This is a genomic window from Paraburkholderia sp. BR13444, assembly GCF_040948755.1.
Taxonomy (GTDB): Bacteria; Pseudomonadota; Gammaproteobacteria; order Burkholderiales; family Burkholderiaceae; genus Paraburkholderia; species Paraburkholderia youngii.
On record NZ_JBFPKM010000015.1, the window covers coordinates 67,260 to 89,065 of the forward strand.

Sequence of the window (21,806 nt, forward strand, 5' to 3'; positions counted from 1 at the left end):
TGCAGCCGTTCAATGCAGCGGCTCGGTGCCGCCGCTCGATGCGGCGGATTACCGCAACACGAGTTTCAGGCCGGCTAGCAACTGGGCGTTCTCGTTCGGCGAACCGACGGTCAAACGCACGCAGTTGTCCAGCAATGGGTGCATTTTACTCACGTTTTTGATCAGAATACGCGCCGTTAGCAGGGTTTCGAACAATACCGACGCATCGGGCACCCGCACGAGCAGGAAATTGCCTGCGCTGGCGAACACTTCGGCGCCCGGCAGCGCGGCCACCGCCTGCGCGAGCTTCTCGCGTTCGTCGCGCAATTGCGCGGCCTGGGCGTCGAGCACGCCGATGTGGTCGAGCAGGAAATCGGCGGCGGCCTGCGTCAGCACGTTGGTGTTGTACGGCGGGCGCACCTTGTCGAATTCGGTGAGCCACGCGGGCTTGCCGACCAGATAACCGAGGCGGATCCCGGCGAGGCCCAGCTTCGACACCGTGCGCATCACGACGACGTTGTCGAACTGGTCGGCGCGCGGCAGCCAGCTCTTCTGCGCGAACGGCTGATACGCCTCGTCGATCACGACGAGGCTCTTGCCCGCCGCGGCGATGATGCGCTCGATTGCGGCGTCATCGAACAGCGTGCCGGTCGGGTTGTTCGGATACGCGAGATAGATCAGCGCCGGTTCGTGCTCGGCGATCGCCGCGAGCATCGCGTCGGTATCGAGCGTGAAATCGGCTTTCAGCGGCACGCCGACGAATTCGAGATGCGCCAGCTTGGCCGACATCTGATACATGACGAAGCCCGGCACCGGCGCGAGCACCTTCGCGCCCGGCTTCGCGCACGCGACCGACATAATGCTGATGATTTCATCCGAGCCATTGCCAAGCAGCACGTCGCAGCCCGCCGGCACGCCCATCACGTGACGGATGCGCTCGATCAGTTGCTCGGGACGCGGCGCCGGATACCGGTTCAGCGCGACGCCGGCCAGACGCTCGCCGAGATGGGCGGCAAGTTCCGGCGGCAGCGGGAACGGGTTTTCCATCGCGTCGAGCTTGATGAAGCCGGTGGCGTCCGGAACCGGATAGCTCGTCATTGCGAGCACGTCGCTGCGGATGATGTCTTGAAGTGTCGTCATAGCTTCGGGGCCGGGCCGGGCGAAGACTGCCATGTCGGCGTCGTCGGTGCAGGGCGTTCGGGTTGGTCTCTGTCGTCGTTATTTGACCGGGGCGGGTGCTCGATGCGTCGCTCGCGCGGCAGTCTCCGCCTTCGCCGCTTCCGTCTCAGCCGCGTTCGTTGTTGTTCTGCCGCATCCGGAATTCGGCGCTACGTGCGTGCGCTTGCAGACCTTCGCCATATGCAAGTTCGGCGGCGATCTCGCCGAGCGTCTGCGCGCCCTCCGCGCTGACCTCGATCAGGCTCGAGCGCTTGAAGAAATCATAAACGCCGAGAGGCGACGAGAACCGTGCGGTACGCGACGTCGGCAGCACGTGGTTCGGGCCCGCGCAGTAGTCGCCGAGGCTCTCGCTGGTGTAGCGGCCAAGGAAGATCGCACCCGCGTGGCGGATTTGCTGCGCCCACTGATGCGGCTCCAGCGCCGAAATTTCGAGGTGCTCCGGCGCAATGTCGTTGGCGATCGCGCAGGCCTCGGCCATGTCGCGCACCTTGATCAGCGCGCCGCGGTTTTCGAGCGACGTGCGGATTACCTCGCGGCGCGGCATCGTGGGTAGCAGTTCGTCGATCGCTTCCTGCACACGCGCGATAAACGTGTCGTCCGGGCACAGCAGGATCGACTGCGCGAGCTCGTCGTGCTCGGCCTGCGAGAACAGGTCCATCGCGACCCAGCGCGGATCGGTCGTGCCGTCGCACAGCACGAGAATTTCCGACGGCCCGGCGATCATGTCGATACCGACCGTCCCGAACACGCGACGCTTCGCCGACGCGACATACGCGTTGCCGGGGCCGCAGATCTTGTCGACCGCGGGCACGGTCTGCGTACCGTACGCGAGCGCGCCCACCGCCTGCGCGCCGCCGATCGTGAACACGCGATCGACACCGCCCAACAGTGCCGCCGCGAGCACGAGCGGATTCTTCACACCGTCCGGCGTCGGCACGACCATCACGATTTCGCGCACGCCGGCCACCCGCGCCGGAATCGCGTTCATCAGCACCGACGACGGATACGCCGCCTTGCCGCCCGGCACGTAGATGCCCGCGCGATCGAGCGGCGTGACCTTCTGGCCGAGCACGGTGCCGTCGGCTTCTGTGTACTGCCAGCTATGGCTGCCGCACTCGATCTTCTGCTTCTCGTGGTAGCCGCGCACGCGCGCCGCCGCCGCTTCCAGCGACGCACGCTGCTTCGGCTCGAGACTTTCGAGCGCCGCTTCGAGCTCCGCCATCGGCAGTTCGAGCTCGGCCACGCTTTTCGCATCGATGCGATCGAAGCGCTTCGTGTACTCGAGCACTGCGTCGTCGCCGCGCGCCTTCACGTCGTTCAGAATCTGCGCGACCGAGCGCTCGATGGCCTCGTCTTCGCTCGCCTCGAACGCGAGCACCGCATGCAGCGACTTGTTGAAGTCGCGAGCGGTGGAATCGAGTTTGCGAATCTTGGTAGACATACAGGTATCCGTTTCGGTAAGGCGCTGAGTCGCAGCGTGATCAGAGTGCCATCGTTCAGTCAGGCCGCCGGGGCGCCGGTTTTCGACGACGCATTGGCAAACGCGTCGAGAATCGGCCGCAACGCGGCGCGTTTCAACTTCAGCGCCGCCTGGTTCACCACGAGGCGCGACGAAATCTGCATGATCTCCTCCACCTCGACGAGATTGTTCGCGCGCAGCGTATTGCCCGAGCTGACCAGGTCGACGATCGCGTCGGCGAGGCCGACCAGCGGCGCCAGTTCCATTGAACCGTACAACTTGATCAGATCGACGTGAACGCCCTTGGCGGCAAAATGCTCACGTGCGGTTTCAACGTACTTGGTCGCGACACGCAGACGCGCGCCCTGGCGCACCGCGTTCGCATAATCGAAACCCGCCGCGACCGCGACCGACATCCGGCAACGCGCGATGTCCAGGTCGACCGGCTGATACAGACCGCTACCGCCATGCTCGAGCAGCACGTCCTTGCCGGCCACGCCGAAGTCGGCCGCGCCGTACTCGACGTAGGTCGGCACGTCGGTCGCGCGCACGATGATCACGCGCAGGTTCGGGTCGGTGGTCGGCAGGATCAGCTTGCGCGAACTCTCGGGATCTTCGGCGACTTCGATGCCGGCCGCCGCGAGCAGCGGCAGCGTTTCCTCGAAGATACGCCCTTTCGACAACGCGAGCGTGAGCGGCGCGCTCACCGCCGGCGACGACGACGTTTGCGGCATCGAACTCATGCCTGGCTCCCGGATACGCGGCGCACCTTCGCACCGATCGCGTTGAGCTTCGCTTCCATGCGGTCGTAGCCGCGATCGAGGTGATAGATACGGTCGATCAGCGTCTCGCCCTCGGCACGCAGCGCGGCGATCACGAGACTCGCGGACGCGCGCAGATCGGTGGCCATCACCTTCGCGCCGGACAGTTTCTCGACACCGGTCACGAGCGCGGTGTTGCCGTCGATCGTGATGCTCGCACCGAGGCGGTTCAGCTCCTGCACGTGCATGAAGCGATTTTCGAAGATCGTCTCGACGACCTGCGACGTACCGTCGGCGATCGTGTTGAGCGCCATGAACTGCGCCTGCATGTCGGTCGGGAACGCCGGGTATTCGGAGGTGCGGAACGTGACCGCGCTCGGGCGCTTGTCCATGCGCACGCGCATCCAGTCGCCGCCTTCCTCGACCGTCACGCCCGCTTCGCGCAGCTTTTCGGTGACGGCTTCGAGCAGCAGCGGACGCATCTTGCGCAGCGTGACGTCGCCTCCTGCCGCCGCGACCGCGCACAGGAAGGTGCCCGCTTCGATGCGGTCCGGAATGACCGTGTGCTTCGCACCGTGCAGCTTGTCGACGCCCTGGATCACGAGGCGATCCGTGCCGATGCCTTCGATCTTCGCGCCCATCGCGACGAGCAGATGCGCGAGGTCGACCACTTCGGGTTCACGCGCGGCGTTCTCGATGATGGTTTCGCCTTCCGCGAGCACCGCCGCCATCAACAGGTTCTCGGTACCGGTCACGGTGATCATGTCGGTGACGATGCGCGCGCCCTTCAGACGCTTCGCACGCGCTTCGATGAAGCCGTGCTCGATCGTGATCTCGGCGCCCATCGCCTGCAAACCCTTGATGTGCTGATCGACCGGACGCGCGCCGATCGCGCAGCCCCCGGGCAGCGACACGCGCGCATGACCGAAGCGCGCGACGAGCGGACCGAGCACGAGGATCGACGCGCGCATCGTCTTCACCATCTCGTACGGCGCGACGAGGTTGTCGACCTTCGACGCGTCGAGCGCGACGCGCCCTTCACCTGCCTCGATACGCACGCCCATCTGGCCGAGCAGCTTGAGCATCGTGCGCACGTCCTGCAGATCGGGCACGTTCTCCAGATGCACCGGATCGGCGGTCAACAGACCCGCGCACAGGATCGGCAATGCCGCGTTCTTCGCACCCGAGACGACAACTTCACCGGAGAGCGGGTAGCCACCTTCAATGATGAGTTTATCCATGCCTGTCGGTTCCTGATCGGCCCGGTTCGCGCCCGGACCTGCTTTGTCTGTGTTCGGCGCGCCGCTAGCTGCGTCGCGCCCTTCGTGAGTAACTCGCACTAAATTTCCAGATTACGCGTTCTGCCATTCGGCGGGCGTCAGCGTCTTCATGCTGAGCGCGTGGATTTCTTCGCGCATGCGCTCGCCGAGCGCCGCATACACGAGTTGGTGACGTTGGATCAGGCGCTTGCCTTCGAAGCTCGGCGAGACGATCGTCGCAAAGAAATGCTGACCGTCGCCTTCGACTTCGAGATGCTCGCACGCGAGTCCAGCTGCAATGTACTGTTTGACCTGTTCGGGAGTCGGCAACATGAGAGAAGCTCCTCGTCAGTGGCGCAGCTTGTAGCCGGTGGCGAGCATGCGCATCGCCACGACAGCCAGCACCACGAAGAAACCGGCGACGATCGCGAGGCTCACCAGCGGGTCGATATCCGACACGCCGAAAAAGCCATAGCGAAAGCCGTCGATCATGTAGAAAAACGGATTGAGCCGCGATACTTCGCGCCACCCGGGCGGCAGCGTGTGCGTCGAGTAGAACACGCCCGACAGAAAAGTGAGCGGCATGATCAGAAAGTTCTGGAACGCGGCGAGCTGGTCGAACTTCTCGGCCCAGATGCCGGCAATCAGCCCCAGCGTGCCGAGAATCGCCGCGCCGAACATCGCGAACACGATGATGTAGAGCGGCGCGGTGAACGCGAGCGGCACGAACCAGATTGTCACGATGAACACACCGAAACCGACGCACAGCCCGCGCGCCACGGCCGCGAGCACGTAGGCCGCGAACATCTCGTAGTGCGACAGCGGCGGCAGCAGCACGAACACGAGGTTGCCGGTGATCTTCGATTGGATCAGCGAGGAAGAACTGTTCGCGAACGCGTTCTGCAGCACGCTCATCATCACAAGACCCGGAATCAGGAAGCTCGTGTATTCGACGCCCGGATAGACCTCGACGTGGCCGCGCAGCGCGTGGCCGAAGATGGTCAGATAAAGGAGCGCGGTGATGACCGGCGCGAGCACGGTCTGGAACGATACCTTCCAGAAACGCAGCAGTTCTTTGTAAAACAGCGTGCCAAATCCACTGTAGCCGCTCATGCGAGCCCCTCGATCACTTCTGGACCGTTCATCACCTGAACGAATACGTCTTCGAGGTCGGCCTTGCGGACCTCGATTTCTTCGAATGTACAACCGGCCGCGCGGCATTGCGCGAGGATGCGCTCGACGTCGTCGTAGCTCGTCAGCCGCAGCAGGTGCTGGCGGCCATTGCCGTTGCCCGCGCCGCTTTCCGCCTCGAGCGGACGAAGATCGGCAGGCAGCACGCCGTGCGCGAAGCGCACGAACAGCTGCATGCCGGCGAAGCGCTGCAGCAGCGTGCTGGTGCGATCGAGCGCAACGACCTCGCCTCGGCGCAGCATCGCGATGCGGTCGCACAGCGATTCGGCTTCTTCCAGGTAGTGCGTGGTCAGCACGATCGTATGGCCTTCGCGATTCAGGCGCGAGATGAACTTCCACAGCGTCTGGCGCAGTTCGACGTCGACGCCCGCGGTCGGCTCGTCGAGCACGATCACCGGCGGACGGTGCACGAGCGCCTGCGCGACCAGCACGCGGCGCTTCATGCCGCCCGACAGCGCGCGCATGTTGGCATCGGCTTTTTCGGTGAGATCGAGATTGGCCATGATCTCGTCGATCCACGCGTCGTTGTTGCGCAGACCGTAGTAGCCCGACTGGATGCGCAAGGTTTCGCGCACCGTGAAGAACGGATCGAACACGAGCTCCTGCGGCACCACGCCGAGCGCGCGGCGCGCATTGCGGAAATCGTCGACGACGTCGTGACCGCGCACCGCGATGCTGCCTTCGTCGGCGCGCGCGAGACCCGCGAGTATGCTGATGAGCGTCGTCTTGCCCGCGCCGTTCGGACCAAGCAGTCCGAAGAACTCGCCTTCTTCGACCGTGAGGCTGACGCCCTTGAGCGCCTGCAAGTCCTTGTAGCGCTTCTTGACGTTACGAATTTCTATGGCTGACATGACTATGGGCCGCGCGCGTCGCGGCGCCTGAAGTAGCCCCGATGGAGCTTGGGGACGTGCAAATGCTGGAAGAAACGGAACCGGGGCCGATTAGGGGGCCAGTTCAACGCCCCAAAAAAACGTTTGATTATAGGGCAAAAACTGACACCCCCGGCCTGGCCGGAAGGGGGGAGACAACGCTAGAGGAGCGTCAATGTCGCGCTGACGCAACCATGCTGGAGGCGACAGGAGAGAGAAGCGTATCGACGCCGTAGGCCTGCGCGAGACTGGCGAGACCGGCCGGCAGATTGATGATTTCGAACTTGTCGCCGCGCGCCGCCGCGGCCCGCACCCACGCGAGCAGGACCGCGAGCGCCGACGAATCGAATTGCGTGAGCGGCGCGCAATCGACGCCGCGCGCGCCCGCCGCAATACGTTGCAGACCCGCCGCGAGCGCGGCCTTCGCGCTCTCGTGGGTCAGCGTCGCGCCGCTGTCGAAGCGGTTCGCGACCTGGTTCAGCACGTCGCTCACGACTGCTTGCCCGCGGCGAGTTGCTGATTGCGCTGCGTGAGGAACTGGATCAGTCCGTCCACGCCCTTCTGCTGGATCTGCTCGTTGAACTGCTGCTGATACGCCTGGATCAGCCACGCGCCGAGCACGTTGAGGTCATACACGCGCCAGCCTTGCGCCGTCTTGTACAGGCGATAGTCGAGTTCGATCGGCTGGCCATTGTTCATCACGACCGAGCGCACCACCGTGTCGGTGTCGTCCGGGTTCATGCGGAACGGCTTGAACTGGATCTGCTGGTCGCGCACCTGCGCGAGCGCGCCCGAGTACGTGCGGATCAGCAGCATCTTGAACTGCTCGACCACCTGGTTCTGCTGCTCGGGCGTCGCGGTGCGCCAGTTGCGGCCCATCGCGAGCTGGGTGGTGCGGCGGAAGTCCGTGTACGGCAGGATCTTTTCGTTGACGAGCGCCGTGATGTGGGTGATGTCGCCCTGCTGGATCGACTTGTCGCCGCGAATCGCGTCCATCACCTGCTGGGTGACGGTTTTGATCAGCGCCTCGGGGGAGTTGGTGTCGACGGTTTGCGCCGATGCGCCCGCGCTGACGAATGAAAACAACACGGCAAACAACGGAATCAGGAAGAATTTTTTCATATCGAGCTTTGCCTCAAAAATAGTGCAACGGTGTGAGCGACCTTATCACGCGAGTTTGACGGCAATCCATGCGCAAACTGCGAGAGTCGTATCGATCTGTTACGGCTGCACGTTCAATGCAATCTGAACGACGGGAAGTTGAAGCGCGTGGGCGGCACCAGCTGACCGGCCGGAATCTGCGTTTCAGGGCCGCCTTTCAGGTCGAGCGGCGGGGTTTCGGTGCCCGACGCGGCCTCCGGCGCCGACGCACCTTGCGGTGCCGACGCGCCCTGCGGTGCCGATGCGCCTTGCGGTGTTGCCACGGCCGCGCCGGATGCGGGAGCCGCCTTTGCCGCAGCACCCTGCGTGCCCGCTGCGGCGCCCGCCGCGCCGGTTGCAGCGCCTGCCGGCGCACCTGCCGCCCCCGCGGCCGCGCCCGTCTCGCCTTCGTCGTACTTCGGCAGCGGCGCTTCCTCCTCATAGCTCGGCAGGTCCTGCGGACGCCGGCGGTTATCCGACAGCAGATACTGGCGGCGCTGCAGATACGCATTGCGCACGAACGAGTATTTGTCGAGCGCCGCGCCTTCCAGCAGGTTGCTCGCGCCGAGCAGGTTCGCGCGCGTATTGACGATGTTCAAGCCCCACAAGCCCCAGCTCAGGCCCGGCGGATCGATGTAGCTGATCGGGTTCACGTAGTAGTTGCCGAGCGAGCCGAACGCGTCGCGCACCGTGCTCGGCCCGAACAGCGGCAGCACGAGGTAAGGGCCCGCCGGCACGCCGTAGTGGCCGAGCGTCAGGCCGAGGTCGTTGTCGTGCTTGGGCAGCTTCGCGAGCGTCGCGACGTCGAACAGGCCGCCGACGCCGAACAACGTGTTGATCACGATCCGCATGATGTCCGACACGCCGTCCGCGATCCGCAACTGCAGCAGATTGTTCGCCGCGATATAGATGTCGCCGATGTTCGAGAAGAAGTTCGTCACGCTGTCGCGCACCGGCTGCGGCGTGACAAACACGTAGCCCTGCGCGACCGGCTTGATCGCGTACTGGTCGACCTTGTCGTTGATGGTGAAGATCGTGCGGTTCAGCCCTTCGAACGGGTCGCCCTTGGTCGGCGTCTGCACGGTCGTGCAACCGGCGAGCAGCGCAGCCGCCACGGCGACCTTGCCGAACTGTAGGACGCGCGCGCCGCTGCGCGGGGTCTGCAGTTTCGTCTGCATCGTTGTTCTCCTTATTGGCCTGACTGGCCGGCAGCGCCGGAGGCCGGCGCGCCCGGCGCCGGTGCGGGGGCGGATGCAGCGGGCTTCGCCGCGCCGGAATCCGCGGCCTTGCTATACAGGAACTGGCCGATCAGGTTTTCCAGCACGATCGCCGATTGCGTCATCGCGATGGTATCGCCCGCCTTAAGCATTTCCGAGTCGCCGCCCGGCTCGAGCCCGATGTATTGTTCGCCGAGCAGACCCGAGGTCAGGATCTTCGCCGAAGTGTCTCTCGGAAACTCGAATTGCTTGTCGATATCGATCGTGACGAGCGCCTGGTAGGTGTTGCTATCGAAGCCTATCGACGCGACCCGGCCGACCGTCACGCCGGCGCTCTTTACAGGCGCGCGCGGCTTCAGCCCGCCGATGTTGTCGAACTTGAGCTTGACCGGGTAGGTTGCCTGGAACGACAGCGAGCTCATATTGCCGGCCTTCAGCGCAAGAAACAGCAACGCCACGAAACCCAGCACCACGAACAGGCCGACCCAGAAGTCGAGAACATTCTTTTTCATCGTCATCCCAAAGTGAATCCGCCGCGCCGCCGCCGCTTCCTGCCGTGCGCGGCGCATCGTACGCCGCCGGCAGCCGGCACGCTGCGCGGCCTTAGCTGAACATCAGTGCGGTCAACAGGAAGTCGAGCCCGAGCACCGCGAGCGACGCGTACACGACCGTGCGGGTCGTCGCGCGCGACACGCCTTCCGGCGTCGGCTTTGCCTCGTAGCCCTGAAACAGCGCGACGAAGGTCACCGCGAGACCGAACACCACGCTCTTGACGACCCCGGCGCCGACATCGCGCCACACGTCGACGCCACTTTGCATCTGCGACCAGAACGCGCCGGCATCGACGCCGATCAGCAGCACGCCCACCACGTAACCGCCCAGCACGCCGACCGCGCTGAAGATCGCCGCGAGGATCGGCATCGAGATGATGCCCGCCCACAGGCGCGGCGCGATCACGACTTTGACCGGATCGACGGCCATCATTTCCATCGCGGTGAGCTGCTCGCCGGCCTTCATCAGGCCAATTTCGGCGGTCAGCGACGTGCCCGCGCGCCCGGCGAACAGCAGCGCGGTCACGACCGGCCCGAGCTCGCGCACCAGCGACAGCGCGACGAGCAACCCGAGCGCTTGCTCGGAGCCATAACGGTTCAGCGTGTAATAGCCCTGCAGCCCGAGCACGAAGCCGACGAACAGCCCCGACACCGCGATGATCACGAGCGAATAATTACCGACGAAGTGGATCTGCTTCGTGACAAGACGCGGACGGCGCAGCAGCGGGAAAATTTCGAGCACGAGCCGCAGGAAGAAGCGCGTCGCGTAGCCGGCGGTGCCGAGCCCGGTGAGGACCGAGCGACCGATCGTACCGATCATGACTGGCCTCCGCCGATGCCGAAGTCCGCCGCGAGCGGCGTCTGAGCCGGATAGTGGAATCTGAACGGGCCGTCCGGCGCGCCGTCGATGAACTGCCGCACGGTCGGGTCGGTCGACGCGCGCAGCTCGTCCGGCGTGCCTTCGGCGAGCACCCCGCCGCTGGACAGGAAGTACACGTAATCGGCGATCGCGAACGATTCCGGCACATCGTGCGTGACGAGAATCGACGTCGCGCCGAGCGCCTGGTTCAGCGTGCGGATCAGATTTGCGGTGATGCCGAGCGAGATCGGGTCGAGGCCGGCGAACGGTTCGTCGTACATCATCAGTTCGGGATCGAGTGCGATCGCGCGCGCGAGCGCCACGCGCCGCGCCATGCCGCCCGAAATTTCCGACGGCAGCAAATCGCGGGCGCCGCGCAGGCCGACCGCGTTGAGCTTCATCAGCACGAGGTCGCGCAGCAGTTCTTCGGGGAGATCGGTGTGCTCGCGTAGCGAAAAGGCGACGTTCTCGAACACCGACATGTCGGTGAACAGCGCGCCGAACTGGAACAGCATGCCCATCTTGCGGCGCAGCGCGTAAAGGCCTTCGCGCGTCTGCCCGCCGATGTCCTGGCCATGGAACAGCACCTGGCCGCGTTGCGCGCGCACGAGGCCGCCGATCAACCGCAGCACCGTGGTCTTGCCGCAACCCGAGCCGCCCATGACCGCGACGACCTGACCGCGGCGAAAGCGCAGATTCAGATTCGACAGGACGAGCCGGTCGCCGTAGCCGAAGTCGACGTCGCGCAGCTCGAGTATGGTCTCGGGGGAGGAAGGCACCAAACTGACAATCCTTTTACACGGAAGGCCGAATTATAGGGCCATCATGCAAAAGCTGCGTTGAGGTGCCCCGTTCCTTGACTATGCCTGACGATTATTGCGTAAACGTGTGTTGCAGCGCAGAAACGGCGGCGGCCGGGTCGGCGGCTTCGGTGACCGCGCGCACCACCGCCGCGCAGCCGACGCCGGTCGCGAGCACCTCCGGCAGCACCTGCAGATCGATCCCGCCGATCGCGACGAGCGGCACCACACCGTCGAGCAGCCGCACATAGCATGCGAGGCGCCGCAAGCCCTGCGGCGCGGTCGGCATGATCTTGGTCGTGGTCGGGAACACCGCGCCCAATGCAATGTAACTCGGACGAAAATGCAGCGCCTTCAGCATCTCGTAGAAGCCGTGCGTGGACAGGCCCAGACGGATGCCCGCGTCGGCCAGCGCGGACAGATCCGCAGTATGAACGTCTTCCTGGCCGAGGTGCACGCCGTACGCGCCCGCCTCGAGCGCCGCCTGCCAGTGATCGTTGATGAACACCTGCGCGTCGTGCGCGCGGCCGGCCGCCACACAGCGGGCGATCTCGCGCTTCAGTTCGTCGGCGGGCTCGGCCGACTTGCGGCGCAACTGCACCGTCTTCACGCCGAACCCCACCACCCGCTCGACCCAGTCCGCGGTCGGCAGCACTGGATACAGGCCGAGCTTTTCCGGGCAGCGCGGGAACGCCCTGGCGGGTGCCGGCGGCAGCTCGGTAAGGCGCGGAAAGCGGCCGAGGTCGGACGGGAAAGCGTCGTCGGCGCGGGTCTCGTCGCCGTCGCGCCACGCGAGCGCGAGCACCAGCGCGTCGTGCGGATCGAAACCGCAGTCGAGGAACGCGGCCAGCGCGGGAATCCAGTCTTCCGCCAGATGGCCTTCGAGGCCGTATTTCTCACCGCCTAGATGCAGCGTCGCGCGGTTTTCCGCAGCGACGATCACGCCCGCGCCCCGCGTCAGCCAGCGCGCGACCTGCTCGCCGTGCTGCTGCGCGTCGGCGACCACGATCAGGTCGCCACCGTTCGGTTCGTCCGGCGCGGTGAGGCAGATGCGCCACGGCGCGTGGGTCGGCGGCCAGTCGCCAAGCCGCGCGCGGATGCGCTCGGCGGCTTCGATGAGTTCGTCGGCCGTCGGCCAGAACAGATCGCGGTCCTTCAGCGTCAACGACTGCGTCATACCGCACCTCCATCCTGATGCCAGAACGGCATGCCGACCACCGGCGTGCTCGCGTGCGCACTCTCGCGCTCGGCCATCGGGCCCGCGAGATACGCCTGCCGGCCCGCCTCGACGCCCAGCGCGAACGCGCGCGCCATCGCGTCGGGGTGCGTCGCCTGCGACACCGCCGTATTCAGCAGCACGCCGTCGAAGCCCCACTCCATCACCTGGGCCGCATGCGATGGCACGCCGAGCCCGGCATCGACGATCAGCGGCACGTCCGGCAACCGCTCGCGCAATACGCGCAGCCCGTACGGATTGACCACGCCCTTGCCGGTGCCGATCGGCGCGCCCCACGGCATCAGCGCCTCGCAGCCGGCGTCGAGCAGACGGCGGCCGATCACCAGATCTTCGGTGCAGTACGGCAGCACCTTGAAGCCATCCTTGACGAGCCGCGCGGCGGCCTCGATCAGCCCGACCGGGTCGGGCTGCAACGTGTAGTCGTCGCCGATCAGTTCGAGCTTGATCCACTCGGTCTCGAAGATTTCGCGCGCCATGTGCGCGGTCGTCACCGCTTCACCGACGCTCAGGCAGCCCGCCGTATTCGGCAGCAGCGGCACGCCGTGGCGCTTGAGCAGATCGAAGAAGCCGGCTTCCGCGTTGCCCTCGTTCATCTGACGGCGCAGCGCGACGGTGACCATGCCGGGGCGCGCGGCGTCGATCGAATCGGACAGCGATTGCAGCGACGGGTAGCGCGACGTGCCGAGCAGCACGCGGCTTGCGAAAGTTTGACCGTATAGGGTCAGCGCGTCGGCGCTCTCGTGAGAAGTCATTTGCATCATCCTGGTTTGCCGTCGCGGCTAGAACCGACCGCGTGACGGCAATGGGTTTTCGGCGACGGTTGTTGCGTTCGGTAAGCAGCAGGCCGGCGCGAGCGCGCTCAGCCGCCCGCGACCGGCTGCACGACGTCGAGCCGATCGCCCGTTTGCAGCGCGCGCGCCGCATGCTGCGCACGCGCGACGAAATCGCCGTTGAGCGCGACCGCGAACGGCGGACGCGCGCCAAAGGCGGCAAGCGCATCGGCGACAGTCGCGCCCTCGGGCAGCGACAACGGCTTCTGATTGATATGAATGTCCATGGTGTTCGAATACGATTCAATCGATGGCGCAAGCGGCATCGCGTGCGGCACGTTTGCCGCTACGCTCAGGCCGGCTCACGCGCGAAGTGCTGTTGGAACAGCTCGCTCCAGCGTGCGTCGCGCCGCCAGCCGGCGAATGCGTCGGCGTCCCGGACGCGGCCGTCGAGCAGCGCGCTCGCGAAGCGTACGGCTTCGTCGGCGACTTCCGGCGCGATCATAAAGCCGTGCCGATACAGGCCGTTCACGCGCAACGTGCGCGCGCCGTCCCACAGCAGCGCGGGACGGTGATCGGGCAAGGTCGGCCGGCACTGCGAATTCAGCTCGAGGATGCGCGCCTCGCCGAAGCCCGGATGCACCGAGAACGCCGCGCTCAGCAACTCGAGTGCCGAACGCACGCTGACGGGCGACATGTCCTCGCCCTCCACCTCGGTCGCGCCGATCACGTAGAGGCCGTTCTGCTTCGGCGCGATATACAGCGGGTAGCGCGGATGCAGCAGCCGCACCGGGCGAGTCAGCTGCAGGTGAGGTGCATGCACGCGCGCAACTTCACCGCGGATGCCGCGCAGCGTCGGCAGCACAGGCTTTGCGCCGAGCCCGCGGCAATCGATCGTGATACCGGCGTCGGGCAGCGACGCGTCGTCGATCGGCGTGTTCCAGTGCGTGTCGACGCCGCGCTCGGCAAGCCCCGCGGCGAGCGCGGACAGCACCTGGCGGTTGTCGAGCTGGCCCTCGCGCGGCAGTAGCCAGCCCTGATTGAAGCGGCCGGCCAACGCGGGTTCGGCGGCGCCGAGCTGCGCGCCCGAAAGCGCGACGAAGCCGCCCTCGAGCAACTCGGCCGGCGCGTTCGCGCGCACGCGGCGCTCGAACAGCGGCGCCTCCGTGCGATCCGCGTGATGCCAGACGACGAGCGTGCCGTTGCGCTGGAAAAACACCGGCTCCGGCAGTTCGGCGAGCACGCGCGGCCAGCTTTCGAGCGAACTCGCACCGAGCCGTGTGATCAGCAGCTCGGCGCTGGCGGCTTCTGCCAGCGGCGCGAGCATCGCCGCGGCGACCCACGCGGCAGCCTGCGAGCCGGTGGCATCGCCGCGCTCATAGAGCGCCACGCGATGTCCGTCGCCCGCGAGGTGCCACGCGACCAGCCGGCCGCACAAACCGCCGCCGAGCACGGCGAAATCAGGTCGAGCGGAATGGCTCATCGCACCCGCTCCGTTTGACAGCGGCGGGCGAAACCAAAGCGGCACGGCACGCCGGAGCCGGCGTGACGAAGAGAAAGATGCATGTCTGAAGAATAGGCGGTCATCGAGTCCTTTCCGTACGGCCAAAAACGCACGTACCCAGGACGAAACCGGCGGGTGAAGCCGGCCGGTCACGGCGTGTGCATGTGAGCTGCGCTCGCCGCCCGGCGGGGAATGGAAGACGGTTGCTTCCGGAAACTTCCCGCGCCGGTATTACCCGGATCGGGTGCAAAGGGTCTCTCTCAGCCTCGCCGCCCCGGCATGAAAATCATGCCGCCTGTGGGCGAAGCACCCCTGTTTCGTCGCAGGTCATTAGACCATAAAAGGCGCGGCGCCCGCAAACCAGCGGTCCACCGTCGCTGCCGCGATTTTGATCTGGCACCGTCTAGCGAGATGCCGATGCGAAGCGGCCCGGCGCTCTGGCACAATGCGGTGACCGGTGCCGAAAAAACGCGGCGCGCGCGGCACTCGTGGCCGCATGCGTGGCGGCGGCATCCCGGCGGACGCCGGCCCCGAAAAATTAATTTTCGCTTAAGGGCGTCACGCCAGAATCGGGCGCCCGTCCGGACTCGCGTTCATCGAGCGCGAGGGCGCGATGCCCGGCCAGGTATCGCAGACCCGCCTCAGCCACGGCCTCGCAAAGGGCCGGCTGTCAGCGGGATCGCCCGACATGGGTCAACCAGATCGGACCCGTACGCCGCCGGAATGCACTTCGGGTCAGCACTTCATCAGGACGCTCATGACACCACATACTTCCGCCAGCCCCGCGCTGCCGTCCGACGAAAAGGTCTCCGCCTGGAGCCTGATCAAGCCTTACTGGGTTTCCGAGGAACGAGGCATCGCATGGGGGCTGCTCATTACGATCATCGTGATGAACCTGCTCGTCGTCTGGATCAACGTGCGCCTGAATAGCTGGAGCAGGGACTTCTACAACGCGCTGCAGGAAAAGAACGTCCACGACTTCCCGCATCTGCTGATGATTTTTACCGGACTCGCGTTCGGCTTCATCATCCTCGCCGTGTATGGACGCTATCTGCGTCAGATGCTCGGCTTCCGCTGGCGCCAGTGGCTGACCACCCGCTACCTGAACGAGTGGCTCAACGACAGCGCGTTCTACCGCATCGAGCGCGACCGTCTCGCCGACAACCCCGACCAGCGGATCAGCGACGACCTGCAGTCGTTCGCGACCACCACGCTGTCGCTGACGCTCGATCTGCTATCGACCGTCGTCACGCTGGTGTCGTTCATCACGATCCTGTGGACGCTCGCGGGCGCGCTGAGTATTTCGCTCGGCGGCATGCCGCTGCATATCCCCGGCTATATGGTTTGGGCCGCCGCGCTGTACGCGGTGGTCGGTTCGCTCGTTATGCAGAAGGTCGGCCATCCGCTCGTGTCGATCAACTATCAGGCGCAGAAAGTCGAGGCGGATTTCCGTTTCGGTCTGATCCGCCTGCGTGAGAACGCCGAGCAGATCGCGTTCTACAACGGCATGGAAACCGAGAAGACGAACGCGCGCACGTTGTTCGGCCGCATCCGCGACAACTGGTGGCAGGTGATGAAGTACACGAAGCGCCTGACCTTCGTGCTGAGCTTCTACGGCCAGATCGCGATCATTTTCCCGATCGTCGTCGCCGCGCCGCGCTACTTCGCGGGCGCGTTCACGTTCGGCGTGCTGATGCAGATTTCGAGCGCGTTCGGCACCGTCAGCGATTCGTTCTCGTGGTTCATCAACAGTTATACGAGCCTCGTCGAATGGCGCGCGACCGTGAACCGGTTGCGCGAATTCAAGCGCGTCGTGCATTCGCCGCGTCTGAAGGAATCGGTGTCGCCGGCCACGGAACACGGTGGCATCAATCTGCATTTCGTCGACAGCAACTCGCTTTCCACCGACAGCCTCACGCTCGCGCTGCCCAATGGCAACCCGCTGTCGCGCATCCGCGATATCGCGATCCGGCCGGGCTCGCGCTGGCTCGTGCGCGGTCCGTCGGGCGCCGGCAAGAGCACGCTGATGCGCGCGCTCGCGGGCCTGTGGCCGTTCGGAGACGGCTCGATCGACGCGCCGGTCAACGCGCGCATGATGTTCATTCCACAGGTCAGCTACATGCCGATCGGCACGCTGAAGGCGGCGCTCGCGTATCCGTCGGCGGCGGACACCTATGGCGACGACGAATGCCGCGACGCGCTCATCACCTGCCATCTGTCGGAATACGCGGACCGTCTGCAGGAAACGGGGCACTGGACCCGCGTGCTGTCGCCGGGTGAGCAGCAGCGCTTCGCCGCCGCGCGCGTGCTGCTGCACAAGCCGGACTACCTGTTCCTCGACGAAGCGACCAGCGCGCTCGACGCGGAAAACGAGGCGCGGCTCTATCGACTGTTCACCGAGAGGCTGCCGAAGGCGGCGATCGTCAGCGTCGCGCATCGCGAATCGCTTGCTGCGTTCCATGACGAAACGCTCGACGTCGAGCGTTCGGCCGAAGCGATAGCGGCGTGAGCGACGCGCACAGCGCTCACTTCAATTAAGCGCACGACGCCGCCCCCGCGCGTCGTGCGCAACATCCGGAAAGACACGAGAAGAGTTCGGAAGCATTTACGAAGCGCGCAAGCTGTTCCGCGCTTTGAAAATGCCCGCGAGCAGCGACGATAGTCGTACGGGCCGCGCCATGCGTCGGCCTTCGTTGACGTCAGTCACGACTTTGATCGCAACCGCTCTCCGGACTTCTCGCCCATGTCATTCGCTCGCCGTGTTTCACCTCTGTTCCCGACCTTGCTCCCGCGCCTCGCGCTCGCCTGCGGCGCGGCGCTGCTCTTCACGAACGCCGTCGACGCCGCGCAAACCGCCGAGCCGAACCAGCCTGCGGATATCTGCGCGGCGCTCACGCACATCGTCGATGCGAGCGATTTCCGGCAACTGCCGAACGAGACCGCCGCGCAACTGCCGGGCGTCTCCCATTCCGACGATTGCCGCGCTACCGCGCACGCGTACGACTGCCACTGGCGCGCGCACTGGCAAGCCGACGGCGTCATCAACGATCCGCTCGAAGAACTCGGCGCCGACATCGCCGCCTGCTTTCCGCGCGTCGTGCACGACGTCAACACCCCGGTGCGCCAGCATTTCGTCGTGACCACCGACGCGCGCCGCCTGAACGTCACCGCGAGCGTGCAAGGCCAGAACGAACTGCGACTGCGCGTGACGCGCTGAGCGCGCGGCCGTCGCTCCTTTCGATGACCCAGCGAATCTCGTGACCGGGATCGGGCGCTGCCTCATGACCTCGCCGCCAACCGTGCGCGCGCCAGCCGCAACCAAGCCTTCGCGCCTGGGTCCGATCGCCTCGCTGATATCCCGGCGTCGCTGCGCCCTCGCCGCCTTCGCCGCGACGCTGACGCTCACGCTCGACGGCTGCGCATGGACGCTGATCCAGGCCGCCGACGCCACCGGTTCCGTGATCCAGGCCGGCTACGCGATCGCGTCGAACTACTCGTCGCCGACCTTCGTCAACGGCCGGCCCGCCGATGTGCAGCACGTGTGCATCGAAGTGAATCCGACGGTGTCGGTCGGCGATTTCGTGCCGGCGCTGCAGCTCGCGCTCGAGCGGCGCGGCATTCGTTCGGACGTCTACAATCCGGGGACCTCGCCGGCCGGCTGCGAAGCGCGGCTCGTCTACAACGCCGCGATCGACTATGGGCGCCGCTCGTTCAGCGACGAATCCATCCAGTACCTGTCGATCATCGATCTGACACTGATCCAGAGCGGCCGCATTCTGGTCACCGCGCGCTATCAGACCGGCGGCCTGAACACCGACCGCTTCTCGTCGGCCTCGGTGAAGCTCGGCGGGTTGATCGAGCGGATGGTCGTCGATCGGACCGATTTCGCGCGCCAGGAGCATCAACAGCAGACCCTGCAAACCTCGCAGGCCTTCCCGCCGACCCGCTGAAGACCCGCGGCTGTGCGTTCGCTTGCAGCGCCTTACACGGGAAAGGATTGGAAAGCGGTATGCGCTTTGCGCGGCCCGTGCGCATCACTAAGATGACCTGAATGAACCAGACCATCCTGATCGTCGATGACGATCCCGTCGTACGCGAGCTCGTCAGCGAATATCTGCACGGGCGCGGCTTCAACGTCTCCACGCTCGAAAATGGCTTGGCGTTGCAGCGCAGATTGCAGCAGGAGCGTCCCGCGCTCGTCGTGCTCGACATCATGATGCCGGAGCTCGATGGCATCAGCGCGCTGCGCGCGTTGCGCGTCGCCGGCGATGACATTCCCGTGATTCTGCTGACCGCGCGCGCCGATCCGATCGATCGCGTGATCGGCCTCGAACTCGGCGCCGACGATTATCTCGGCAAGCCGTTCGAACCGAGCGAGCTGGTCGCGCGGATTCGCACGGTGTTGCGGCGTCGCGGCTCGATCGCGCCGGGCGCGCCCGAGCAACGCGCGCCCTATCATTTCGGCCGCTTCGAAGTGAACTTCCCCGCGCGCGAACTGCGCCGCGACGGCGAACGCATCACGCTGCGTTCGAGCGAATTCGCGATGCTGAAGGTGTTCGTCACGCACGCGATGACCGTGCTCACACGTGCGCAGTTGCTCGAGAAACTGCACGGCAATAGCGAAGCGCACCGCAATCGCAGTCTCGACGTATCGATCTGGCGCTTGCGTCGGCTGATCGAAGTGGACCCATCGGAACCGCGCTACGTGCAGACGGTGTGGGGACGCGGCTATGTGTTCGTGCCGGATGGCGAGTTCGGCGCGGCCGAACGCGGGCTCGCGCCGCCGCTCGGCTAGCGGCGCGAGTCGATCTGATCCGAGCCAGTCGATGCGATCTGCGCGTCGCGCACAACGCGCAGCGCGCAGCGCGCTGACGCGGCTGACGGTCAAAACGTCAGCACACTCAGAAACATCCGCTGCAGCCAGCCCATCGTCGTCGCGTCGTTGACCATGCCGAGGCCCGCCTGTTCGATACGCGCGTTCGCGACCTTGCTCGACGCAACGTAATTGCCTGCTTCGATGTCCTTGGGATTGACGATGCCCGACAACCGAAGACGGTCGCGGGTACCGCTCATCGCGATCACCTTCTCGCCCGACACGACGAGATTGCCGCCCGACACCGTGCCGATCACGGTCACGGCGAGCGTGCCCGTCATATCGCTGATGTCGCGCAGATTGCCTTGCCCCTTGTAGTCGGTGCTGGCGGAGCCGATATTGAACAGTTTCGCGAGCCGCGCGGCGGCGTTCGTCGATTGGTCCGCGGCGGTCGCGGTGATGCTGCTCGCGCGGTTCGCCGATGCGCTCGCGCTGTTGTTGCCGCTATACGATTCGGACAGCCGGATCGTCAGCACGTCGCCGATATGCTGCGCGCGCGGCGTCTCATACAGCAGCAGCGGCGCGCCGGCCTGATAGATCGCGCCTTGCGCGTTGACGTTCAACGGCGCGGACGCGAGCGGCGGCGCCATCGGCGTTTCGACGATCGACCTGGTCTGCGTATTCGAACAGGCCGCGAGACAGCTCGCGGCGCCGAGCACCAGGATGAGTCGTAGTGCGGTCATGCTGACTCCGTGGCGAGAAAGATGAAAAGGAGTTAAAGCGTGGCGGCGCTAGCCAGACGCCATCCGCTTTCGGCGTTGGGTTCGCACCGATAATCAGGCTTGCCTGGCAATCATCAGCCCGCGTCGGCGCCGCTCGCCTGCCACTGCCGCACGACCGCTTTCATCCACGCATCCGAGCCCTTCAGCAGATACGTGAGCGTGCCGTTGCGGCTGCCCGGCAGAAAGCACAGCGTGATCGAACTGACCGCGTTCTCCCATACGTACATCGGCATCGCGCCCGGCGCCGCCGCGTTGCGCGTCGCGAGACGCGGCGGCCCATAACGATCTTCGAGCGCGTCGCGCAGATCCTCCGCGGTCAGCTCGTCGATCACGAACGACATCTCGTAGAGACGCAATGCGCCTTGCCCGTCGATGCGCGTGAAGCGCATCACGTGTTCGAGCGCCGGCGCGCCATCGACCACCGCCTGCGAGACCGCCCAGCGCTGATCGTCGCGATGCGCCCAGCGGCACGCGACGCTCAGGCTATCGTGCGACTTCAGCCGCATGCCGAGCGCTCCCGCCTGCACGTCGGTCTCGCAGATCGGTACGCTGCCGACCGGCGTCGCGCGCACGGCGGAGCCCGCACGGAATTCGTCGATCGTGATGCCGAGCGCGACGCCGCGAAACGAAAACGGCGCGTCCGGCGAGCGCCGCCGCGTGTCGGCGACGACGCTGTTCGATGCCGCGCTGGCCGCCTTCGGACCGCGCGCGACAGGCTGCGCATGCGCGACGCACGACAGCACACCGCCGAGCAGCATCAGTGCGCCAACCATCCGGGTGAGCGTCATGATTCAATCGATCGCGGAAGCGCACATGTCGAAAGGCGTCGCCGCCGCATGGCCGACGACCGGCAGCACTTTCAGGGTCGCCGCCGTGACCCGGCACGGCAGCGCCGCGGCGCCGCAGCCGCCGAGCGGCAACAGCAGCGCGCCGGCAACGAGCCACGCCACGACGCGACGCCGATGCTCAGTAGTTCTGGATAACGGCACGCGGACCTCGCCGGTTCACGCGGTCGTGTTGACCAGATGGCCGATGAGCCCCGTCCCCGGCGCAGGCAGTGCAGGCTGCGCGAGCGCGCTGCTTTGCTGCGATTTCGCCGCTGCACCGGTGGGGCTCGAACTGGTGGACTTCTCCGTGGCTGGCGTCTTCGCCAGCGTGGAGAAAGGCGTGGAACTGAGCGTGTTGTGGATCGTCATGATGGACCTCGCGAAGGCGCGCATTGCGCGCGGGTGTCGGTTGAGCGCCGTAGCCGTCATCCGAGGCAGCTGGCCTCGTTCGGCGTGCGGCGCGACTTGCTGCGGAACGAATCATCGCGCCGCGCAGGCGCCGACGATGGGCGAAGCAAAGCATGCTTTCGCGCGGTTGTTACGACCCGTTCCGTGGGCTTGCGAGTGCTTTCGAGTGCTTGCCAGGCGTTGTCATCGCGTGGCGGTCGT

At 65.8% G+C, this 21,806-nt stretch carries 25 protein-coding genes and 1 riboswitch; of the genes, 4 read left to right on the forward strand and 21 right to left on the reverse strand.

Translation table 11 applies throughout. The features are described 5' to 3' along the window. Positions 1–48: 48 nt before the first annotated feature. The 17 genes from hisC to AB3X95_RS31000 form a co-directional block, all read right to left on the reverse strand. Positions 49–1,119, reverse strand: coding sequence for a histidinol-phosphate transaminase (hisC, locus tag AB3X95_RS30920; protein WP_368623323.1), 1,071 nt, complete (start codon positions 1,117–1,119; stop codon positions 49–51). Between the two features lie 145 nt (positions 1,120–1,264). Continuing rightward, positions 1,265–2,599, reverse strand: a complete 1,335-nt coding sequence (gene hisD / locus AB3X95_RS30925; RefSeq protein WP_368623324.1) for a histidinol dehydrogenase — start codon at positions 2,597–2,599, stop codon at positions 1,265–1,267. A 59-nt stretch (positions 2,600–2,658) separates the two neighbouring features. After that, the gene (hisG, locus tag AB3X95_RS30930; RefSeq protein WP_176124279.1) at positions 2,659–3,360 is read right to left on the reverse strand and encodes an ATP phosphoribosyltransferase; all 702 of its coding nucleotides are present in this window, start codon (positions 3,358–3,360) and stop codon (positions 2,659–2,661) included. After that, entirely contained in the window at positions 3,357–4,619 is a 1,263-nt protein-coding gene (murA, locus tag AB3X95_RS30935; RefSeq protein WP_368623325.1) for a UDP-N-acetylglucosamine 1-carboxyvinyltransferase, read from the reverse strand. Before murA ends, hisG begins: the two co-directional genes overlap by 4 nt. Positions 4,620–4,730: 111 nt before the next feature. Continuing rightward, the gene (locus AB3X95_RS30940; RefSeq protein ID WP_013090701.1) at positions 4,731–4,970 is read right to left on the reverse strand and encodes a BolA family protein; all 240 of its coding nucleotides are present in this window, start codon (positions 4,968–4,970) and stop codon (positions 4,731–4,733) included. A gap of 15 nt (positions 4,971–4,985) precedes the next feature. Continuing rightward, positions 4,986–5,750: an ABC transporter permease gene (locus AB3X95_RS30945; RefSeq protein ID WP_368623326.1), complete on the reverse strand. Its 765-nt coding sequence runs from the start codon at positions 5,748–5,750 to the stop codon at positions 4,986–4,988. Next, positions 5,747–6,679: an ABC transporter ATP-binding protein gene (locus tag AB3X95_RS30950; protein ID WP_013090703.1), complete on the reverse strand. Its 933-nt coding sequence runs from the start codon at positions 6,677–6,679 to the stop codon at positions 5,747–5,749. The genes AB3X95_RS30945 and AB3X95_RS30950 overlap by 4 nt, the downstream gene beginning before the upstream one ends. A gap of 190 nt (positions 6,680–6,869) precedes the next feature. Then, a complete protein-coding gene (locus tag AB3X95_RS30955; protein WP_176124275.1) occupies positions 6,870–7,190 on the reverse strand; it encodes an STAS domain-containing protein in 321 nt (106 codons plus the stop codon). Then, a complete protein-coding gene (locus AB3X95_RS30960) occupies positions 7,187–7,819 on the reverse strand; it encodes a phospholipid-binding protein MlaC (protein WP_368623327.1) in 633 nt (210 codons plus the stop codon). Before AB3X95_RS30960 ends, AB3X95_RS30955 begins: the two co-directional genes overlap by 4 nt. A gap of 113 nt (positions 7,820–7,932) precedes the next feature. Next, positions 7,933–9,015: a VacJ family lipoprotein gene (locus AB3X95_RS30965; protein WP_368623328.1), complete on the reverse strand. Its 1,083-nt coding sequence runs from the start codon at positions 9,013–9,015 to the stop codon at positions 7,933–7,935. A gap of 11 nt (positions 9,016–9,026) precedes the next feature. Continuing rightward, positions 9,027–9,566 (reverse strand): outer membrane lipid asymmetry maintenance protein MlaD, encoded by a 540-nt coding sequence (gene mlaD / locus AB3X95_RS30970; protein ID WP_176110134.1) that lies wholly within the window; start codon positions 9,564–9,566, stop codon positions 9,027–9,029. Between the two features lie 91 nt (positions 9,567–9,657). Further along, positions 9,658–10,425 carry a lipid asymmetry maintenance ABC transporter permease subunit MlaE gene (gene mlaE, locus AB3X95_RS30975; protein WP_176124271.1) on the reverse strand — a complete coding sequence of 256 codons (768 nt, stop codon included), beginning with the start codon at positions 10,423–10,425 and terminating at the stop codon, positions 9,658–9,660. Next, positions 10,422–11,243, reverse strand: coding sequence for an ABC transporter ATP-binding protein (locus tag AB3X95_RS30980; RefSeq protein ID WP_176110133.1), 822 nt, complete (start codon positions 11,241–11,243; stop codon positions 10,422–10,424). Before AB3X95_RS30980 ends, mlaE begins: the two co-directional genes overlap by 4 nt. Positions 11,244–11,337: 94 nt before the next feature. Next, the gene (gene thiE, locus AB3X95_RS30985; protein WP_368623329.1) at positions 11,338–12,441 is read right to left on the reverse strand and encodes a thiamine phosphate synthase; all 1,104 of its coding nucleotides are present in this window, start codon (positions 12,439–12,441) and stop codon (positions 11,338–11,340) included. Then, positions 12,438–13,253 (reverse strand): thiazole synthase, encoded by an 816-nt coding sequence (locus tag AB3X95_RS30990; RefSeq protein WP_176124269.1) that lies wholly within the window; start codon positions 13,251–13,253, stop codon positions 12,438–12,440. Before AB3X95_RS30990 ends, thiE begins: the two co-directional genes overlap by 4 nt. Positions 13,254–13,360: 107 nt before the next feature. Further along, positions 13,361–13,558 (reverse strand): sulfur carrier protein ThiS, encoded by a 198-nt coding sequence (gene thiS, locus AB3X95_RS30995; RefSeq protein WP_026225709.1) that lies wholly within the window; start codon positions 13,556–13,558, stop codon positions 13,361–13,363. 65 nt (positions 13,559–13,623) lie between these two features. Further along, positions 13,624–14,754, reverse strand: coding sequence for an FAD-dependent oxidoreductase (locus tag AB3X95_RS31000; RefSeq protein ID WP_368623330.1), 1,131 nt, complete (start codon positions 14,752–14,754; stop codon positions 13,624–13,626). Between the two features lie 221 nt (positions 14,755–14,975). Continuing rightward, positions 14,976–15,099, reverse strand: a riboswitch (TPP riboswitch). 433 nt (positions 15,100–15,532) lie between these two features. Between AB3X95_RS31000 and AB3X95_RS31005 the strand changes: the two genes are divergently transcribed. The 4 genes from AB3X95_RS31005 (at position 15,533) to AB3X95_RS31020 (ending at position 19,570) form a co-directional block, all read left to right on the forward strand. Next, a complete protein-coding gene (locus tag AB3X95_RS31005) occupies positions 15,533–17,284 on the forward strand; it encodes an ABC transporter ATP-binding protein/permease (RefSeq protein ID WP_176124267.1) in 1,752 nt (583 codons plus the stop codon). Between the two features lie 234 nt (positions 17,285–17,518). Continuing rightward, the gene (locus AB3X95_RS31010) at positions 17,519–17,992 is read left to right on the forward strand and encodes a hypothetical protein (protein ID WP_368623331.1); all 474 of its coding nucleotides are present in this window, start codon (positions 17,519–17,521) and stop codon (positions 17,990–17,992) included. 64 nt (positions 17,993–18,056) lie between these two features. Continuing rightward, the gene (locus AB3X95_RS31015; RefSeq protein ID WP_176381117.1) at positions 18,057–18,725 is read left to right on the forward strand and encodes a hypothetical protein; all 669 of its coding nucleotides are present in this window, start codon (positions 18,057–18,059) and stop codon (positions 18,723–18,725) included. A 101-nt stretch (positions 18,726–18,826) separates the two neighbouring features. Beyond that, the gene (locus tag AB3X95_RS31020; RefSeq protein ID WP_176124264.1) at positions 18,827–19,570 is read left to right on the forward strand and encodes a response regulator; all 744 of its coding nucleotides are present in this window, start codon (positions 18,827–18,829) and stop codon (positions 19,568–19,570) included. An 89-nt stretch (positions 19,571–19,659) separates the two neighbouring features. Here the strand turns inward: AB3X95_RS31020 and AB3X95_RS31025 are convergent, their stop codons facing one another. The 4 genes from AB3X95_RS31025 to AB3X95_RS31040 all read right to left on the reverse strand — a co-directional run bounded on the left by AB3X95_RS31025 (position 19,660) and on the right by AB3X95_RS31040 (position 21,566). Further along, a complete protein-coding gene (locus tag AB3X95_RS31025; protein WP_176124263.1) occupies positions 19,660–20,331 on the reverse strand; it encodes a flagellar basal body L-ring protein FlgH in 672 nt (223 codons plus the stop codon). Between the two features lie 113 nt (positions 20,332–20,444). Further along, positions 20,445–21,158, reverse strand: coding sequence for a hypothetical protein (locus AB3X95_RS31030; RefSeq protein WP_368623332.1), 714 nt, complete (start codon positions 21,156–21,158; stop codon positions 20,445–20,447). A 3-nt stretch (positions 21,159–21,161) separates the two neighbouring features. Then, positions 21,162–21,320: a DUF6726 family protein gene (locus tag AB3X95_RS31035; RefSeq protein WP_041734448.1), complete on the reverse strand. Its 159-nt coding sequence runs from the start codon at positions 21,318–21,320 to the stop codon at positions 21,162–21,164. Positions 21,321–21,374: 54 nt separating this feature from the next. Beyond that, positions 21,375–21,566, reverse strand: a complete 192-nt coding sequence (locus AB3X95_RS31040; protein ID WP_176367455.1) for a hypothetical protein — start codon at positions 21,564–21,566, stop codon at positions 21,375–21,377. Positions 21,567–21,806 lie beyond the last annotated feature (240 nt).

Excerpts from the sequence above, each read along its gene's own strand:
- hisC (WP_368623323.1), bottom strand. The coding sequence starts at position 1,119 with ATGACGACACTTCAAGACATCATCCGCAGCGACGTGCTCGCAATGACG.
- hisD (WP_368623324.1), bottom strand. The coding sequence starts at position 2,599 with ATGTCTACCAAGATTCGCAAACTCGATTCCACCGCTCGCGACTTCAAC.
- hisG (WP_176124279.1), bottom strand. The coding sequence starts at position 3,360 with ATGAGTTCGATGCCGCAAACGTCGTCGTCGCCGGCGGTGAGCGCGCCG.
- murA (WP_368623325.1), bottom strand. The coding sequence starts at position 4,619 with ATGGATAAACTCATCATTGAAGGTGGCTACCCGCTCTCCGGTGAAGTT.
- AB3X95_RS30940 (WP_013090701.1), bottom strand. The coding sequence starts at position 4,970 with ATGTTGCCGACTCCCGAACAGGTCAAACAGTACATTGCAGCTGGACTC.
- AB3X95_RS30945 (WP_368623326.1), bottom strand. The coding sequence starts at position 5,750 with ATGAGCGGCTACAGTGGATTTGGCACGCTGTTTTACAAAGAACTGCTG.
- AB3X95_RS30950 (WP_013090703.1), bottom strand. The coding sequence starts at position 6,679 with ATGTCAGCCATAGAAATTCGTAACGTCAAGAAGCGCTACAAGGACTTG.
- AB3X95_RS30960 (WP_368623327.1), bottom strand. The coding sequence starts at position 7,819 with ATGAAAAAATTCTTCCTGATTCCGTTGTTTGCCGTGTTGTTTTCATTC.
- AB3X95_RS30965 (WP_368623328.1), bottom strand. The coding sequence starts at position 9,015 with ATGCAGACGAAACTGCAGACCCCGCGCAGCGGCGCGCGCGTCCTACAG.
- mlaD (WP_176110134.1), bottom strand. The coding sequence starts at position 9,566 with ATGAAAAAGAATGTTCTCGACTTCTGGGTCGGCCTGTTCGTGGTGCTG.
- mlaE (WP_176124271.1), bottom strand. The coding sequence starts at position 10,425 with ATGATCGGTACGATCGGTCGCTCGGTCCTCACCGGGCTCGGCACCGCC.
- thiE (WP_368623329.1), bottom strand. The coding sequence starts at position 12,441 with ATGACGCAGTCGTTGACGCTGAAGGACCGCGATCTGTTCTGGCCGACG.
- AB3X95_RS30990 (WP_176124269.1), bottom strand. The coding sequence starts at position 13,253 with ATGACTTCTCACGAGAGCGCCGACGCGCTGACCCTATACGGTCAAACT.
- thiS (WP_026225709.1), bottom strand. The coding sequence starts at position 13,558 with ATGGACATTCATATCAATCAGAAGCCGTTGTCGCTGCCCGAGGGCGCG.
- AB3X95_RS31000 (WP_368623330.1), bottom strand. The coding sequence starts at position 14,754 with ATGAGCCATTCCGCTCGACCTGATTTCGCCGTGCTCGGCGGCGGTTTG.
- AB3X95_RS31005 (WP_176124267.1), top strand. The coding sequence starts at position 15,533 with ATGACACCACATACTTCCGCCAGCCCCGCGCTGCCGTCCGACGAAAAG.
- AB3X95_RS31010 (WP_368623331.1), top strand. The coding sequence starts at position 17,519 with ATGTCATTCGCTCGCCGTGTTTCACCTCTGTTCCCGACCTTGCTCCCG.
- AB3X95_RS31015 (WP_176381117.1), top strand. The coding sequence starts at position 18,057 with ATGACCTCGCCGCCAACCGTGCGCGCGCCAGCCGCAACCAAGCCTTCG.
- AB3X95_RS31020 (WP_176124264.1), top strand. The coding sequence starts at position 18,827 with ATGAACCAGACCATCCTGATCGTCGATGACGATCCCGTCGTACGCGAG.
- AB3X95_RS31025 (WP_176124263.1), bottom strand. The coding sequence starts at position 20,331 with ATGACCGCACTACGACTCATCCTGGTGCTCGGCGCCGCGAGCTGTCTC.
- AB3X95_RS31030 (WP_368623332.1), bottom strand. The coding sequence starts at position 21,158 with ATGACGCTCACCCGGATGGTTGGCGCACTGATGCTGCTCGGCGGTGTG.
- AB3X95_RS31040 (WP_176367455.1), bottom strand. The coding sequence starts at position 21,566 with ATGACGATCCACAACACGCTCAGTTCCACGCCTTTCTCCACGCTGGCG.